The sequence below is a fragment of the Pseudoalteromonas tunicata genome, assembly GCF_002310815.1.
GTDB classification, from domain to species: Bacteria; Pseudomonadota; Gammaproteobacteria; order Enterobacterales; family Alteromonadaceae; genus Pseudoalteromonas; species Pseudoalteromonas tunicata.
Map to the genome: position 1 here is coordinate 880,629 of NZ_CP011033.1, position 16,185 is coordinate 896,813.

The following is a 16,185-nucleotide window of genomic DNA, read 5'->3' on the forward strand; positions in this document are numbered from 1 at the left end:
AAATGTTAGAGGCGAATTTTTGGCAGCACAAAACGCTAGACCAAATGGATCAAAACGAGTGGGAAGCGATTTGTGATGGCTGCGGTAAATGTTGTTTAAATTCATTTATTGATAGTGATGATGACGATGATTTTGCACCTACAGACGTATTACGCGACGGTGAGGAGCTTATTTTCACCAATATTGCTTGCCAATACCTTGATGCACATGCGTGCCAATGTACAGATTATGCCAATCGTCAAACGTTAGTCCCTAGCTGCGTTAAACTGACCAAAGAAAACCTCAAAGATATCTTCTTTATGCCACAAAGCTGTAGCTATCGTCGTATGCACGAAGGCCGAGGCTTAGCATCTTGGCACCCACTTCGCCATGATGGCGACAAAACTGCGATGCACCAAGCGGGTATTAGTGTTCAAGATAAGGTTGTGAAAGATAACGAAGTTGATTTAGATGACTTTCAAGATTACATCGCCACTTGGCCCACTTTAGATAAAGATTAATGGTTTTTATGTTGAAAAATATCTCTGCGAGCATCGGCTTGGTTAATCCTAAAAGCCCAACAAATGTAGGTGCAGTTATGCGCGCAGCAGGTTGTTATGACGTAGATTCGGTGTTCTATTCGGGAGTGCGCTTCGATCGTGCGCGTAAATTTGCTACTGATACTAAAAACGTATCTGAGCATATTCCGTTAATTGGCATAGCTGATCTTAAGCAAGCTGTACCTGAGGGCGCCAAAGTAATCGCGGTTGAACTGATTGAAGGCGCAACTGCGCTAACACGTTACCAACATCCAGATAATGCGTTTTATGTGTTTGGCCCTGAAGATGGATCATTAGGCAAAGACATTCTGAAGTGGTGTGATGATGTGGTGTATATTCCGACTATAGGTTGTATGAACCTTGCAGCGACCGTTAATGTTGTTTTATATGATCGGTTAGCAAAATCGCCTTATACCATCGAAGGTGATGAACTTATTCGCAAAAGTCGCGATGCCAATAACAAAGTAAACTTAAAAGATATAAAGTAATACTCTGTTGTTTTGACACAATTAAAATGGGCTGAGACTTTAGCCCATTTTAGTGTTTTTTTAGTTAAGATCTTGTGCTGTTGGTAATGCAGTAAAAGAACCAAAGCGAGTCACCGTGATGGCCGCGCACTGTGCGCCAAAGGCAATGCTTGGCAAATAATCATTTAACTGAGCGCCGTCAATGGCTATCTGCCTTTTTACTAAATCAAATAATACTCCTGCAATAAACGAATCACCTGCTGCGGTAGTATCTGAAGCAGGCATAGGTTTTATTGCGACTTCTGACATTTGATTGTCGGTATAAACCGAAATTGGTTTTGCCCCATTAGTAACAATGACCAGCTTCACGCCTTGCTCAAAACATCGAGCAATAGTCTGTTCTAGGGTTGAAGGTTTATTGCTGTTATTACAAAGAAACTCAAGTTCTTCTTGGGCGAATTTAACGATATCCGCATTACCAATGATGTGCCAAATACGCTCCGCAGTATAGCGGGTACTAGGCCAAAGATTGAGCCTTAAATTTATATCAAAGCTAATGGTTAATCCTGCATTTTTCGCCATTTTTACACCAGCTAACGAGGCGTGATAGATGCTTTTTTCCGTCAAACTATTGCTGCACAAGTGAAAGACTTTAGCTTGCTTAAAAAGCTCTGGACTAAAGTCTGTATTACGAAAAAGTAAATCAGCCGCAGGAGGACGATAAAAGCTAAATGTGCGTTCACCTTGCTCATCTAAAGAGACAAAGGCCAAAGCCGTTTTAGCAACTGAAGTTACTTTTACCCATTGAGTATTTACCCCATAGCATTGAAGCTGCTCAAGTAGGAAATGGCCGAACATGTCATTGCCGACCATACCACAAAAAAAACTTTCACCTTGAAGTTTACTTATTGCAACAGCCACATTGGCAGGCGCGCCACCTGCATATTTAGTAAATGATTCAGGTATTTTACCATCAGACAAGAAATCAATTAAGACTTCGCCAAAACAGATCACACTCATTTTTGTGCTCCTTTTAACCTTAATGCCCTTATCACCTCATAACATGCACCCATGGTATGATAATCAGTTTTACCTGCTGGACTTTTTTCATCACTATAAGGCTGGTTATTGTTTCTCAAAATACGAAACCATGCCCCATGTTGATGATCAATCATATGTTGCCACGAGTATTGCCAAATTTTATCATACCATTGCCAGTATTCTGCTTTGCCGGTTTCTATTGCAAGTAATGCTGCTGCGGCAAAAGACTCAGCTTGCACCCAAAAATATTTGTCTGAATCACAAATTGTTTTATCTGGTCCAAAACCGTAGCAAATCCCACCATATTGATGATCCCAAGCATTAGTGAGTGCGCTGTTAAAGAGTTCTTGTGCTCGATCAACTAACCATGGTTGGGGTTTATGGCGGTTGAGGATCAACAAGAGTTTTGTCCACTCAGTCAAATGCCCAGGCTGAAATCCCCAAGGTCTAAATAAATGTTTTGGGTTATCTCGGTTATACTCCCAATCAATCTGCCAGTTTTGATCATAATGCTCCCAAATCAATCCATTGGCTTGGCTGGCTTGAACTTGCGTAATGCTATGGGCTAAGGTGTTAGCTCGCTCTAAATAGCGAAGATTATTTGTTGCTTCAAAACACATTAATAATGCTTCACACATATGCATGTTTGCATTTTGTCCGCGATAAGTACTCACTGTTGCAAAGTCAGCGCTTATTTCATCGCGATATAAGTTAAATTCTGGTTGCCAAAAGTATGTTTCAAGTAAATCCCACGTTGTGCAAAGTTCATTATCTGCATGGCTTAATCCCGCTTTAATCGCCATCGCATTAGCCAATAAAATAAATGCTAAGCCATAACAATGGTTGGTACTATCTTGACTATTTTTATCTTCAAGTAACCACGCATAGCCTTGGTTTTGTTTATGTACTTGATTGATAAAATCCAAACCATGCTGGATAAGAGGTAAGTAACTAGATTGTTTAAACTCGAGATATGCCATTGCATAGTTAAAAACAAATCGAGTACTTGATACTAAGTGCCGAGTTTGATGATTATAAATTTTGCCATCATCTTTAAAAAAATGAAAAAAACCGCCTTGTGGATCAATACATCTAGGATGATAAAAGGCCATTGTTGCTTCAATGTGGTTACTTAAAAATTCAATTGATCTGAAATCTTGCATTTGTTAGGTCTCTTTTTCTTATTGTTAGTACTGTAACTTAGTTTAAATGCTTTTGGAACGCTCCAATAAATTTATTGTGATCTTCACTACAGGCTGTGTACAATCAGATAAAATCGTTAATGGAGCGTTAAATGTGAGTGAAGTGAATTTAGGTCAGTCTTATACAGCGACTGATCACAATAATAAAAATTATCTATTACCCTTAACAGCTATGACAACTTTGTTTTTTTTATGGGGTTTTATAACGGTACTCAATGATGTACTGATCCCGCGTTTAAAAGATGTGTTTGATCTTAGTTATACCGAAGCTATGTTGATCCAATTTTGCTTTTTTGGTGCTTATTTTATCGTATCACTCCCAGCTGGGATGTTAGTCCGTAAAATTGGTTACCGAAAAGGGGTGATAGCTGGGTTATGCATTGCTGCGGTTGGCTGTTGTTTATTCTACCCAGCAGCACTTATGCATGCATACTGGCTATTTTTAGGTGCGTTATTTATTTTAGCCAGTGGCATTACTGTACTTCAAGTTTCGGCAAATCCGTATGTTGCTGCACTTGGCCCTGTTGAAACAGCATCAAGTCGATTGAACCTCGCTCAAGCACTAAACTCATTAGGCACAACAATTGGTCCAATGGTTGGTGCTGCATTATTTTTTGGGACCGCAGGTGCACTAGTCGATGAAGCCGCGCGTGCAGATTCAGTTAAGATTCCATATTTGTTAATAGCAGGTGCGTTACTAACAATTGCAATTGTATTTGCATTTTTAAAATTACCTGAATTACATCAGCATCATAGTGATGAAAATAGTTCAGAGATAGAAAAGCCGCTGATCAATGCTCGCCACTTAGTGATGGGGGTATTAGCTATATTTTGTTATGTCGGCGCCGAAGTTTCAATCGGTAGTTTTTTAGTTAATTACTTTGGTGAAACCCATATCGCGGGTCTTGAAGAACATCAAGCGGCAAAACTGATCAGTTATTATTGGGGTGGTGCTATGGTTGGTCGTTTTGTCGGGGCTGCGGTAATGCGTCATGTCGCACCATGGAAAGTTTTATTTTTTAACTCTGTGATGGTAATTAGCTTGTTACTGGTCACGATCAATAGTAGCGGTTCTATTGCAATGTATTCAGTTCTTGCTATAGGTTTATTCAATTCGATTATGTTTCCTACTATTTTTACACTTTCAATAGAAGGCTTAGGTGCTCAAACTTCTAAAGGCTCTGGCTGGTTGTGTCTTGCCATTGTCGGTGGGGCAATAGTACCGGTTCTCCAAGGTGTAATTGCTGATGCGGCTAATATTCAAATCAGTTTCTTAATTCCGGCGCTGTGTTACGTGTTTATTTTATGGTTTGCATTTAATGTAACAAAACTAAAACAAGTATGGGAAAAGAGTTAATTCGATAATCATTTTTTAGTGATTATTACTATAAGCGCCTTAGGGCGCTTTTTTTATCATTGTAAAAGTCTTAGGTGATTCTCCTTTTACTTATCTGCTTGTTTTAAAAGATTAATATATCTCAACGTTTTATTTTAGATAATTTGTAGCTTAGCTATTGAATACGTATTCATAAAAAAGGTATAGTTCAATTGCTTGGAACGATCCAATTAATAGGTAGAAAATGAAAAAAATAGTACTACTTACCCTAATCTCGGGTGTAGCAATGAGTTTTAACCTCTTTGCTACAACTCAAAAACTTTTAGCTAAAAAAGAACAGGTCACCAATCTTCAGTGGGTTGATCCTTTCATTGGAACTGGTGGTGATGGCCACACATTCCCAGGTGCTGTGGTGCCGTTTGGTATGATGCAATTGAGCCCAGACACAGATACTGTAATGCGAGGTGTTGATCCTCAGCCTGAAATCTACAAGCGATGTGCTGGTTATCATTATGATGACCATACTATTGTTGGTTTTTCTCATACCCATTTTAGCGGTACAGGTCACTCTGATTTAGGCGATTTATTGATAATGCCTATGGTTGATCAAGTGCTAATTGAGCCGGGAACGGCAGCCGACCCTGATTCAGGTTACCGCTCGCGCTTTTCTCATGATCAAGAGTGGGCAAGTCCTGGGTATTACGGGGTAGAATTACTTGACAGTAATATCAAAGCAGAACTGACGACCACAGAGCGCGCTGGTATGCACCAGTACACTTTTAGAAAAGGCGAAGAAGCGCACATTATTCTCGATTTAACCACCGCCATTTATAATTTTGAAAATAAAGTTATTTGGAGTGATATCCGTAAAATTAACGATCATACGCTTGTTGCCTATCGCGCTACAAACGGCTGGGCTAATAACCGTCAAATGTATTTTGCAATTGAGTTTTCACAACCAATCGATAGCTATGAGTTTATAAATCTTGATGATAACCGTTACCGTTGTATGGGATGTTTAGGCAAAGAAAAACATTCCACTATTGAAAACAAACAGGTGAAAGAAGCTGCAGGTAAAGCGATTAAGTTTGTGGCCAGTTTTAACAATCCAACCGCAAAACCTATTAAAGTGAAGGTTGCATTATCAGCGGTCAGTAAATCGAATGCGCTTGAAAATTTAAAAGCAGAAATTCCCGATTGGAACTTTGCTCACGTTCGCAAACAAGCTGAGCAAAAATGGGATGGCTACTTAAGTAAATTTGAAGCGCAAGGCACAACTGCTCAAAAGCGTCAGTTCTATACTTCTTTATACCATGCACTACAAGCGCCATCGATTTATCAAGACGTGAATGGTGAATATCGCGGAATTGATGGCGAAATACATCAAGGAAAAGATCACATCCATTATACCTTGTTTTCTCTTTGGGATACCTATCGTGCGCTCCACCCACTACTGACTTATATTGCTCCTGATCGCGTTGGTGACATGGTTCAATCTATGCTTGATCACTACCAACAAAGTTACGATAAAATGCTGCCAATTTGGTCGTTTCATGGTCATGAAACGTGGACCATGATAGGTTACCATGCTGTGTCTGTAATCGCAGACGCCTACCTCAAAGGGATTCGAAACTTTGATACTAAACTAGCCCTAGAAGCTGTTTTGGCTACATCTAATAGCCCAATTTATGATGCTATCAATGAATATAAAGAATTTGGTTATGTACCAATGGATGTATTGCCTGAATCGGTATCAATAACGTTAGAGTATGCCTATGATGATTTTACCATAGCCCGTTTGCTAGAGGCGATGGGTAAACCAAATGATGCCAAAGCCTATTTCCAACGCGCTATGTCTTACAAAAATGTATTTGACCACAGTGTCGGTTACATGCGAGGTCGTGACAGCAAAGGCAATTGGGATCCTGAATTTAACCCTGAAGAAGCCAAATACATGGGCCCTTTCACCGAGGGTAATTCCAATCAATATACTTTCTATGTACCGCATGATGTGAAAGGTTTGATTGACTTAATTGGCGGCGATAAAAAGTTTGAGCAACGTCTAGATGCCTTATTTGATACTCATTTATCGGATGAAATGATCAAAGAGCATGAAGATATTGCGGGTTTAATCGGTAACTATGCTCATGGGAACGAGCCAAGCCATCATATCGCTTATTTATACAACTACGCTGGTAAACCTTGGCGTACTCAGGAGCGCATTCGTCAAATTATGGATACCTTGTCATCAGACAAACCTGATGGATTAGCGGGCAATGATGATGTTGGCCAGATGTCTGCTTGGTATATTTTTTCTGCAATGGGGTTTTATCCAGTAGCTCCTGGAGATTTAAGCTATGCCTTTGGTGCCCCACAATTGCCAAGCATTGCCCTGAACTTGTCTAATGGCAACGTATTTAAAGTAGAAGCTAATAAACTCAGTCATAGCAATAAATATATTAAGTCTGCAAAGTTAAATGGTCAGGTTCTTAAGCTGAGCTTTATTACTCATCAGCAGATCATGGCAGGTGGAACACTTTTATTTGAAATGAGTGATAAACCGAATAAACAATGGGGCGAAGCAAACGCAGACCGTCCTCCTTCATTGAGTAACTAACACATGCTTTTAAAATTAACTCTAAAATTATTATTAGTCAGCGGGCTTATGTTTGCATGTGTGAGCCATGCGCAAGCGCCATTAAGCGTTAAACCTATGTCATTTGAGTCAGATATAGCGTGGCTTGATTTTACTTTGCCTAATGTGCAAATTAAAACAGAAGGTGAAGTCAGTCACGAGATTTGGCAAGCACTGAATGTCCCGTTAATTAAGCAAATTTGCTTTAATGTCGCGAGGTTACTTTATCAACAGCAAGTTAATGCACCAAAGTTACCCAGCTTAGAGATTATTTTAAGCTCGTTTGATGGTGTTGCGTTTAAAGATGGTGACTTTAATGGCGCCACCATAAAAGTTAGTGTTGATTACCTTAATAAGTATGCCAAAAATAATGACAAACAAGCATTAGAGCAAGAGTTAGTCGGCATTTTATATCATGAAATTGCACATGCTTATCAACTTGACGATCACAACTATGGCGAAATAGGTCCGGTGATAGAAGGTATTGCTGACGTAGTGCGTATGCAAGCAGGTTATGTTGATTTCAGTCATCGCAAAGCTGGCGGTAATTTTGATAGCGGTTATAAAACGACCGCATTTTATTTAGATTGGCTGATAAAAAATAAACCCGAGGTAACGCTTTCAACTATTAATGCGCACCTTAATCCTCATGATGAAATAAAATGGTCTTGGCAAACATTTGCGTTATTAAACGAGTTAGATCTTAGCCAAAGTTGGCAGCTATACCAAAACAGTTTATAAAAATCCTACAAGAGTGCTTAGTGTTCTCTGTGATAAGCTAAACCGCCTTCGGGCGGTTTTTTTATGTCTCTAAATGATTAGTGCAATTCACTTATTTTATTGATGCCAGATGAGCTGCGTTGTGAATCGTTTCGTTAGGTTTTTAATGACCAATAACTTGTTGTGCATACAAGCAACACTATACTCAATACATTCCGATTAGTTACATGAAGGCATTGATCTTGATTCGTTTGTTTTGTTTAACGCTGTTACTCGTTACCCAACTCGCGTATTCCAAGCCTTTACGAGTAGTGACAGAAGATTTACCTCCATTTCAAGTTGTCGAAAATAATAAAGTGGTGGGGGGGACTTCGTATTTTTTAGTGAAACAAATTTTAGAGCGTGCAGGATTAAATACCACGATTGAAATTTTGCCATGGGCTCGGGCATATGAGACGGCACTGCATGATGAAAATGTATTAATTTTTACCTTAGTAAAGACGGTTGAAAGAGCCAATAATTTTCATTGGTTATACAAAATAGACAGTATCGGGTATTGTTATTACGGGCTCAAAGATAACGCTAGTTTAGTTACTTTGAATAAAGCAAAACTGCTCGATGTTACTGTCTCAGCAGTGCGTGGCAGTTTTGAAGCCAATCGTTTGGTCGCAAGTGGTTTTATTGAAAGCAAAAACCTAGTATTGACTGTGACATATAAAGAAGCGTGGGATTTAGTGCGTCTTGGGCGGGTTGACGTGACCTATGCCAGTGACTTTCATGCCAAGAATATCTTAAACCAAATTAATCCTTCAGAGCCGCAATTTGTTCAAATCTTAAAATCAGATGTGAAACAAAATTTATATTTAGCTGCTGGGAAAAATATTGCACCTGATTTATTAAGCAAATTACAAACAATTATTAAAACTATGCCAGAGCCCGATAGCAATCTTTAACTTATCTTATATAGAGGTTATTCAAATAGACCAAAATAGGGAAAGTGGTATTTATTTCGAGCTTATTATAATATTCTGAAATAACTGAATTTTATAATAAATAAGAATACCTTAAATGAGCTTACTCTCAATCCGCCCTGCAGTCGTCGATGACTCAAGTACTATTTTAAAATTTATTACTGAATTGGCTATTTATGAAAAAGCCGAGCACGAAGTGCTTGCAAATGAACAAACAATTAAAGAGACAATTTTTGCACCATCAGGTCATGTAAATGCATTGATCTGTGAATCAAATGGCACACCAATTGGGATGGCGATTTACTTTTTTAACTATTCTACTTGGCTTGCCAAACCTGGACTGTATTTAGAAGATTTGTATGTTACTGAGACTCAGCGTGGTCAAGGGGCAGGTAAATTATTACTTAAGCGCTTAGCACAAATTGCTCTAGAGCAAGGCTGTGGCCGATTTGAATGGAGTTGTTTAGATTGGAATACACCTGCCCGTGATTTTTACCACTCGATAGGGGCAGTAGCCCAAACGCAATGGATTGGTTATCGCATGGCAGGTAACACATTGCATCAATTTGCCAAAGACGATTAATTGGTGTGTGGCAATGGCATTTAAAGACTTTAAAAATTAAACAGCAGTAGTCCCTCAACGAAATATCTTTGAGGGATTTTTACGCTTATACAAAACAATTTAAATAGATGGTTTCATTTGCGTTACTTTTGGCGTTGTTTACACCAAATCTGCGCTAAGCAAGTTATTAATACTGCTACGGGCTTGTGCTAGGCCTTGTTCACGAATAGGCATGTTCAGTCCTTCTGCATAAATAAACGTTACATCATCCATGCCTAAAAAAGCTAAAACATCTTTTAAATACTGAGTTTGAGAGTCTTTTTCTGTACCAGCATATACGCCACCGCGACTTGCAACAACAATCACTTTTTTGTTGTTTATTAGGCCTTTTGGGCCTTGTTCAGTATATTCAAACGTGATCCCTGCACGTGCAATGCGGTCGATCCATGCTTTAAAATGTGAAGGTACGCCAAAGTTATACATTGGCAACGCAATAACGAGTGTTTGATGTTGTTCTAATTCGCTAATTAAATTATCAGAAAGTTCTGCTAACTGTATTTGCTCGCTTGTCCGCTCTTGAACGGGTATTTGCCAACTTTGCATTTCAGATGCTGTTAAATGAGGTAATTCGGTGGTTGTTAAATCCCGAACAGTAACCGCAATGTCGCTCGATTGTCCTATTTTGCTTATCAATTCTTGTGCAAGTAAATTTGATTGGCTTTGTGCACCGCTTAATGATGTTTGTATAAAAAGAATAGAATTCATGTTGAAACCCGAACTGTTATTAGTCATTGGTTTTAATTATTCATTCTTTTCTTTCTAGTTAAAATTAGTAAAAATAGCATGAATCATTCTATAAAAAAGATTGTTTAAATGACTCTACTCGCAGTAAAACATTCTCAATAATCGAATGAATAGTCAGTTTATTACTAATTTCATTTCAGTAAATAGAGTGTGATACTTTGGCTAACAGTTCATTGGAGCAACAGCATATGTTTTATATTCGAAAGTCAGAACAACGGGGTAAAGCAAATTTTGGTTGGTTACAAAGTTTACATAGCTTTTCATTTGGGCGTTATTACGATGCGTCTCACATGGGAATTTCTGTTTTACGGGTAATTAATGATGATTTTGTTGCTCCTGCACAAGGGTTTGATACGCATGGTCATAGAGATATGGAAATTATATCGTATGTGACATCAGGGGCACTTAAGCATAAAGATAGTCGTGGTAATGAGCATATTGTTGCTCATGGTGAAATTCAATTGATGAGTGCAGGAAGTGGGATCCAACATTCTGAATATAATGCTTCACATACTGAACCTGTGAGTTTTTTACAAATTTGGATTAAACCTAATGTACTTGGTCAAGTACCTAGTTATCAGCAGCAACAAGTTATACAGAAGGGTGCACTGACGCTATTAGTATCACCATCTGGGCAGGATAATAGTTTAATGATAAAGCAAGATATGACTTTATCGCGCTTGGTATTGGTTGATAAAGAAGAGATTGAATTAAATACAGCTAACCGTTTGGGTTATCTGCATATTATTAGTGGTTCACTCAATATTGATACTAACCAATTTGTAGCAGGCGATGCTATTGGATTTAATCCAAATCAATCTATCAATATTTTGGCAACCGGTACTTTAGAAGCGCTTTGGTTTGATTTGCCTCTTGAGTGATCCAAAGCACTTAAGATTACTTTGATGAGTATAATAAACAGCTGTTTGAATTAATTTTGTAGCTTATTCAATGTTAACAACAGTGGGTACTTGGAGTGGAATTTTCAACGTTCCATTCCAAGTCAATAGCAAAAAGATATCAGCACTTTTGTGCGCGATTGTTTGAAATTAAGCTTGCTTGGTTAAAAGGTTTAGTAGGCATTTTTATTATTTATACAAAAACTTTTAACTCCTTCTAAAAGCATTTAACTAAAGAAAACAATTTAATATTTTAAATATAATCAGACTTTGTTGCTCTCGTCCTTGAATTTAAAATCGTGGTTATAAATTAATTATCTAAGTACTTCATTTGATAGCGCTTTAAATCTTGTTTAACTTGGGGGGCTAGTAAATATAACCCTATGATGTTGGCAATTGCCATTGAGAAAAACATTGAATCTGATATTGCGATTACCGACTCTAAACTCACTGATGCACCAATAGCAGTAAAAATACAAAAAATTAATTTATAACTTAAATCTTTTAAACGACTGTTTCCCACTAAAAAGCCCCATGCTATTGAGCCATAATAGGCCCACGAAATCATGGTAGAAATCGCAAACAAGAGCACAGCAAGACTGAGTAAATACGGAAACCACCAAATTACACTCGCAAAAGCTCGAGAGGTGAGGGCGACACCATCTATGCCATCTACCGAGGTGTAAGCACCTGTAATAACAATAACTAACGCTGTGATGGTACAAATCACCACAGTATCAATAAAAGGCTCAAGTAAAGCAACGTACCCTTCACGGATAGGCTCTTTTGTTGACGCAGTCGCATGTGCAATAGATGCAGCGCCAACGCCCGCTTCACAAGAAAAAGTGGCCCGTTTAAATCCTTGAATAATGACACCTACCATGCCGCCGACGACACCTTCGGGCAGAAAGGCGCTTTTAAAAATAAGTGAGATAGCAGCAGGGAGCTGCTCAAAGTGCCACAGTAAAACAAATAAAGCAGCTGCCAAATAGACACCAGCCATCAATGGCACTACTTTCTCAGTCACTTTTGCGATGCTCTTTATACCGCCAATGATCACAAAGCCAATAATCAGGGCGAGGATAAAACCAAAGAGCCACCCTTTGTCACTAAAAAAGTGAGGTTCAGAACCTAAAGCAATCGAAAACTGCATAAAAGCTTGATTAGATTGCAGCATATTACTGCCACATAAGGATGCAATCACGCAGCAAATTGCAAAAAAAACCGCTAAAAACTTACCTGCTTTGTGATACCCAAGACCTGCTAAACCATCACGTAAGTAATACATTGGACCACCATGTACTTGACCTGATGGACTAATTTGGCGGTATTTTACCCCAAGTGTGCACTCTAAAAATTTTGTCGACATGCCGAGTAAACCTGCGACTATCATCCAAAAAGTTGCTCCTGGCCCACCAATTGAGACTGCAATTGCGACGCCAGCGATATTGCCAAGCCCAACAGTACCCGAAAGTGCAGTCGTCAGAGCCTGAAAATGTGACACTTCGCCTGGGTCATTTGGATTTGAATAATCACCTTTTATAACTTTTACAGCATGGTTAAAGCCTTTAAAATTCAAAAAACCAAAATAAGCGGTAAAAACACTGGCCGCAATAATTAGCCAAATTACGATTAAGGGTACCTGAGTGCCTGCAAAAGGAATCGCATAAAAAATAATTTGAGTAAACACAGTCGCAATAGGAGCAAGATAGTGGTCAAGTGTATTGTCAATGCCATTGCTCGGTACATCAGCAAAAGCGAAAGAACTAAACATTAACAAGGCAACAAAAACCAATTTTGACATGCGATCACCGTAATTATGAATTTTTTAGAAAAGTGGAATTCATATTAACAGTTAGGAAACAATTAAATAGCCTAAATTTTACCTTTGTTGTTTTAGATTGCAGCTAAGGAGACCTTAATTAGCGATGTTAATGTTGATAGCTGTGAATTACTAAAATTACTTAACTTTCCCGCTAGGGTGTAAAATCATTTGCTTATATTTCTTACTTAATTAGTTCAACGGGTCAACTTGAGGACCTCAATAGTAGGTCTGTAAAAGGGCATTAGCATTAAATTGATTGCTTCAATAATGGTGTTCCATTTATAGTGAGCTTATACAAGTTATTGTAAGGTAAGGTGTAAATGGAACTTAGCATTGGGTTAATTGGTTTAATCATTTTTATTGGTTCGTTATGTGGGCTGGCCGCTTTTATCCAGATCCAAGGCTTAAAAGAACAAATGAACCTCTTAAAACAGCAAGTGTCTCGTTTATCTAAAGATGGCGGCGATAATTTAGACGTTTCATTCGCTGATAATCAAGCACTTGATGCTCAGTCTCAGATAAGCCTTGAATCAACTTCTCATCTTCATGCTACGTTTTCAGACATGCCCCTTGAAAGACCGGATCTTAAAACATCAGCACCGCACCATCCAAGTGCAACGACTAAACAATTAGAACCTACGCCAAGTATTCTAAAGGATTTTTTTAAAGAGGTTAAAAACCAACTTGAATTCAATTGGATGGTTTGGATTGGGGGACTTGCTTTAGCGTTTGGTGGGGTGTTTTTTGTAAACTACGCATTAGAGGCCGGTTTATTGTCGCCTACAATGCGAGTGATGTTAGGTGCCTTATTTGGCATTGCCAGTATTTGTGCTGCACAGTACCTTCATCGTCGAGAAATTGTCTTTGAACGTTTTACTAATTATATCCCTGCAGCGTTGGCGGGAGGTGGCTTTATTAGTTTGTTTGCATTGACTTTATTTTCGTTAATCAATTATCAACTTATATCGGCAACTACAGCCTTTGTTCTTTTAGCATTTATTGCAGTAAGTGCCAGCTGGTTCGCACTTCGTTTTGGTCCACTCCTTGCTGTACTTGGTATTGTCGCAAGTTACAGTGTGCCGCTTTGGGTTTCAAGCGGTCAAAGTATGCTGTTGTTTGTTCTGAGTTATATTGCGATGGTGACAATTTCAGCAACTTTAGTAGCAAGCAAAGTAAAGCGCGTTTGGCTTTGGTATTTGATTTGGTCTGGTCAATTACTTTGGCTTTTAGTTGCCTCTTTTGTCCACACGGATGAGCACTTCCATCTGGCTATTGGCATTTTTTCAGTCTTTAGCATTATTCTTCTCATTGTTGTACCAAGGCTCACATGGCGACTCATCTCTGTTTCAATCCCCAACCTGCAATTTAAGCAATTAATGACATTGCGCCCAGACAATATTCTATTAGTAATCGTGTTGCTTTGTGTCTCCATTGCGCTACTTGGCACAGGTGATTTTGTAAGTAATTCTCTATTGGCTATCAGTATTACTAGTTTGTTATTTTTAGCACCGCAACGATTTAATGGTTGGGATAGTTGGTTGTTTTTTGGTTTATTAATATTACTTATATTAATAGTAAGCCAAGTACTGCCAAGCAGTGATCAAGATGGTTTATTAGCATTTAGCGGTACTTTTTTAATTGCTCTTGCAGCAAGTGCAATTATTTTGAGCTACGGCTGCTATTTTTCGTTTCGTTTTCCAACCAGGTTAAGTTTTAGCTTAATCGCTGTTTTATCGCCTTTTTGTTTATTGGCAAGTACCTATGTACAAATTGCAGATAAATGGCTACCGCAAGTGTATGGCTTGTGGTCAACATTTTTGTTGTTAAGTGCTGCTGCGATGGTTTGGGCATCAAAACGGCACCTAAGTACTTGGCAGCGCTTTATTTGGTGGTGCGGAGTGAATGCCAATATTACACTCGCTATGACTATGTTACTTGATAAAACAGGACTTACGCTTGCTTTAGCAATACAAGTATTTTTGATTAGTATCTTGGTGAAACGTACTCACGTTGACATGCCTCACTGGCCATTAAAAGTGCTTACTTTTTTGGTTACGATTCGTTTAACCATGGCGCCTTGGCAGGCTGATTATCAACAATTCGAACTAATAGGAATGCATTGGACTAGCGTTATTTATCCATTGGTTATTGCATTATTTGTTATGGCTGCTAAATGTTGGCAGTCAAGCACTTTAAAAGCTTGGTTACAAGGTGCAGCCCTTCATTGTATCGCTTTATTTATAACCACCCAAACCAGTCTTTTGTTAGTTGGTAATATGCCTGATTTTGGGCATCTTTCGCTGCATGAACACATAGTGCTGAGTATAAACTGGTTATTACTTGCAGGTGCTTACCTTTATCGTAGCAAATTTGCTAATAAATTATGTCAGTTGTATCAAATCGCGGCGGGTATTTTGATATTTGGTTCATTTGCATATCAGTTTGAGTTGTTTCTCGAACAAAATCCGCTTTTTGAGCAGATTAATATTGGTTCAATGCCAATATTTAATTGGCTTTTATTATGGTGGGGAGCACCTGCGATATTATTTATGGTAATCGCACATTTATTGACCCCTATAAACACAAGATTAAAAAAAGCGTGTCACTTTATAGCTGCATGTTTTGCTGTTTTATCCGTCAATGCACTTATTCGCCAATGCTGGCAAGGTGAATATATCGATTTATCAAACGCTACATCTGATGGAGAAATGATCAGTTACTCACTCTTTTGGCTTTTTATCGCTTGTATTACTGTGATTATGGGGCATTTTAAAACGAACTTAATGATTCAAAAAGTGGGCCTGGCCTTACTTGCGATTGTAATTGGTAAAGTATTTTTGGTTGATATGGCCAATTTGACCGGATTATTGCGAGCGGCTTCGTTTGTAGGTCTTGGTTTATCATTGGTTGGATTGAGTGGCTTATTTCAATGGTTGCGCAAACGTAATTATACTGTTTCTAACTGAGCGTATGATTTATGGTTTTTTTTTGATTAAATTTGCGATTTCGAACCCTTTATAGATATTTGAGGCAACTAAGTCGTAAAATTATATGTTTCTTTAATTGAAACGCGTGTCTTTTGTTGTTTTTTGTTAGTGAAAAGCATCGCTATATTTATTACATCCTATTACATAAAAATTGACGATAATTTCATAAAACTAAGCAAAGCATTCTTGCTGGAATT

13 protein-coding genes are annotated in these 16,185 nt (G+C 38.4%); 9 read left to right on the top strand and 4 right to left on the bottom strand.

The window, feature by feature from the left end; all coding sequences use genetic code 11:
• The first annotated feature begins 2 nt into the window (after positions 1 to 2).
• Both PTUN_RS21255 and PTUN_RS21260 read left to right on the top strand, forming a co-directional pair.
• Positions 3 to 500, top strand: coding sequence for a YcgN family cysteine cluster protein (locus PTUN_RS21255; RefSeq protein ID WP_009836638.1), 498 nt, complete (start codon positions 3 to 5; stop codon positions 498 to 500).
• Between the two features lie 11 nt (positions 501 to 511).
• Positions 512 to 1,027 carry an RNA methyltransferase gene (locus tag PTUN_RS21260; protein WP_086009664.1) on the top strand — a complete coding sequence of 172 codons (516 nt, stop codon included), beginning with the start codon at positions 512 to 514 and terminating at the stop codon, positions 1,025 to 1,027.
• A gap of 60 nt (positions 1,028 to 1,087) precedes the next feature.
• Here the strand turns inward: PTUN_RS21260 and PTUN_RS21265 are convergent, their stop codons facing one another.
• Positions 1,088 to 2,026 carry a carbohydrate kinase family protein gene (locus tag PTUN_RS21265; protein ID WP_009836636.1) on the bottom strand — a complete coding sequence of 313 codons (939 nt, stop codon included), beginning with the start codon at positions 2,024 to 2,026 and terminating at the stop codon, positions 1,088 to 1,090.
• Complete coding sequence (locus PTUN_RS21270; protein WP_009836635.1) at positions 2,023 to 3,210, bottom strand: AGE family epimerase/isomerase; 1,188 nt, start codon at positions 3,208 to 3,210, stop codon at positions 2,023 to 2,025. The genes PTUN_RS21265 and PTUN_RS21270 overlap by 4 nt, the downstream gene beginning before the upstream one ends.
• A 133-nt stretch (positions 3,211 to 3,343) precedes the next feature.
• On the opposite strand from PTUN_RS21270, the gene PTUN_RS21275 reads away from it, so the two are divergent.
• From PTUN_RS21275 to PTUN_RS21295, 5 genes are all read left to right on the top strand, one after another.
• Entirely contained in the window at positions 3,344 to 4,606 is a 1,263-nt protein-coding gene (locus tag PTUN_RS21275; RefSeq protein WP_040643536.1) for a sugar MFS transporter, read from the top strand.
• A gap of 265 nt (positions 4,607 to 4,871) precedes the next feature.
• Entirely contained in the window at positions 4,872 to 7,202 is a 2,331-nt protein-coding gene (locus tag PTUN_RS21280) for a GH92 family glycosyl hydrolase (protein ID WP_050760008.1), read from the top strand.
• Positions 7,203 to 7,205: 3 nt separating this feature from the next.
• Complete coding sequence (locus PTUN_RS21285; RefSeq protein WP_009836632.1) at positions 7,206 to 7,961, top strand: basic secretory protein-like protein; 756 nt, start codon at positions 7,206 to 7,208, stop codon at positions 7,959 to 7,961.
• A 221-nt stretch (positions 7,962 to 8,182) separates the two neighbouring features.
• Entirely contained in the window at positions 8,183 to 8,893 is a 711-nt protein-coding gene (locus PTUN_RS21290; RefSeq protein ID WP_157742144.1) for a substrate-binding periplasmic protein, read from the top strand.
• 115 nt (positions 8,894 to 9,008) lie between these two features.
• Positions 9,009 to 9,494 carry a GNAT family N-acetyltransferase gene (locus tag PTUN_RS21295; protein WP_009836630.1) on the top strand — a complete coding sequence of 162 codons (486 nt, stop codon included), beginning with the start codon at positions 9,009 to 9,011 and terminating at the stop codon, positions 9,492 to 9,494.
• Between the two features lie 138 nt (positions 9,495 to 9,632).
• On the opposite strand, the gene PTUN_RS21300 is transcribed toward PTUN_RS21295, so the two are convergent.
• On the bottom strand, positions 9,633 to 10,238 hold the full coding sequence (locus PTUN_RS21300) for an FMN-dependent NADH-azoreductase (protein ID WP_009836629.1): 606 nt from the start codon (positions 10,236 to 10,238) through the stop codon (positions 9,633 to 9,635).
• A gap of 227 nt (positions 10,239 to 10,465) precedes the next feature.
• Here PTUN_RS21300 and PTUN_RS21305 point away from each other — a divergent pair, with 227 nt between their 5' ends.
• The gene (locus tag PTUN_RS21305; protein WP_009836628.1) at positions 10,466 to 11,158 is read left to right on the top strand and encodes a pirin family protein; all 693 of its coding nucleotides are present in this window, start codon (positions 10,466 to 10,468) and stop codon (positions 11,156 to 11,158) included.
• A 328-nt stretch (positions 11,159 to 11,486) separates the two neighbouring features.
• Here PTUN_RS21305 and PTUN_RS21310 read toward each other — a convergent pair whose 3' ends face one another.
• The gene (locus PTUN_RS21310; protein ID WP_009836627.1) at positions 11,487 to 12,980 is read right to left on the bottom strand and encodes an alanine/glycine:cation symporter family protein; all 1,494 of its coding nucleotides are present in this window, start codon (positions 12,978 to 12,980) and stop codon (positions 11,487 to 11,489) included.
• Between the two features lie 341 nt (positions 12,981 to 13,321).
• Here PTUN_RS21310 and PTUN_RS21315 point away from each other — a divergent pair, with 341 nt between their 5' ends.
• The gene (locus PTUN_RS21315) at positions 13,322 to 15,967 is read left to right on the top strand and encodes a DUF2339 domain-containing protein (RefSeq protein ID WP_009836626.1); all 2,646 of its coding nucleotides are present in this window, start codon (positions 13,322 to 13,324) and stop codon (positions 15,965 to 15,967) included.
• Positions 15,968 to 16,185 lie beyond the last annotated feature (218 nt).

Coding starts and splice junctions, on each gene's coding strand:
- PTUN_RS21270 (WP_009836635.1), bottom strand. CDS start 3,210: ATGCAAGATTTCAGATCAATTGAATTTTTAAGTAACCACATTGAAGCA.
- PTUN_RS21280 (WP_050760008.1), top strand. CDS start 4,872: ATGAGTTTTAACCTCTTTGCTACAACTCAAAAACTTTTAGCTAAAAAA.
- PTUN_RS21315 (WP_009836626.1), top strand. CDS start 13,322: ATGGAACTTAGCATTGGGTTAATTGGTTTAATCATTTTTATTGGTTCG.
- PTUN_RS21295 (WP_009836630.1), top strand. CDS start 9,009: ATGAGCTTACTCTCAATCCGCCCTGCAGTCGTCGATGACTCAAGTACT.
- PTUN_RS21305 (WP_009836628.1), top strand. CDS start 10,466: ATGTTTTATATTCGAAAGTCAGAACAACGGGGTAAAGCAAATTTTGGT.
- PTUN_RS21300 (WP_009836629.1), bottom strand. CDS start 10,238: ATGAATTCTATTCTTTTTATACAAACATCATTAAGCGGTGCACAAAGC.
- PTUN_RS21255 (WP_009836638.1), top strand. CDS start 3: ATGTTAGAGGCGAATTTTTGGCAGCACAAAACGCTAGACCAAATGGAT.
- PTUN_RS21265 (WP_009836636.1), bottom strand. CDS start 2,026: ATGAGTGTGATCTGTTTTGGCGAAGTCTTAATTGATTTCTTGTCTGAT.
- PTUN_RS21310 (WP_009836627.1), bottom strand. CDS start 12,980: ATGTCAAAATTGGTTTTTGTTGCCTTGTTAATGTTTAGTTCTTTCGCT.
- PTUN_RS21285 (WP_009836632.1), top strand. CDS start 7,206: ATGCTTTTAAAATTAACTCTAAAATTATTATTAGTCAGCGGGCTTATG.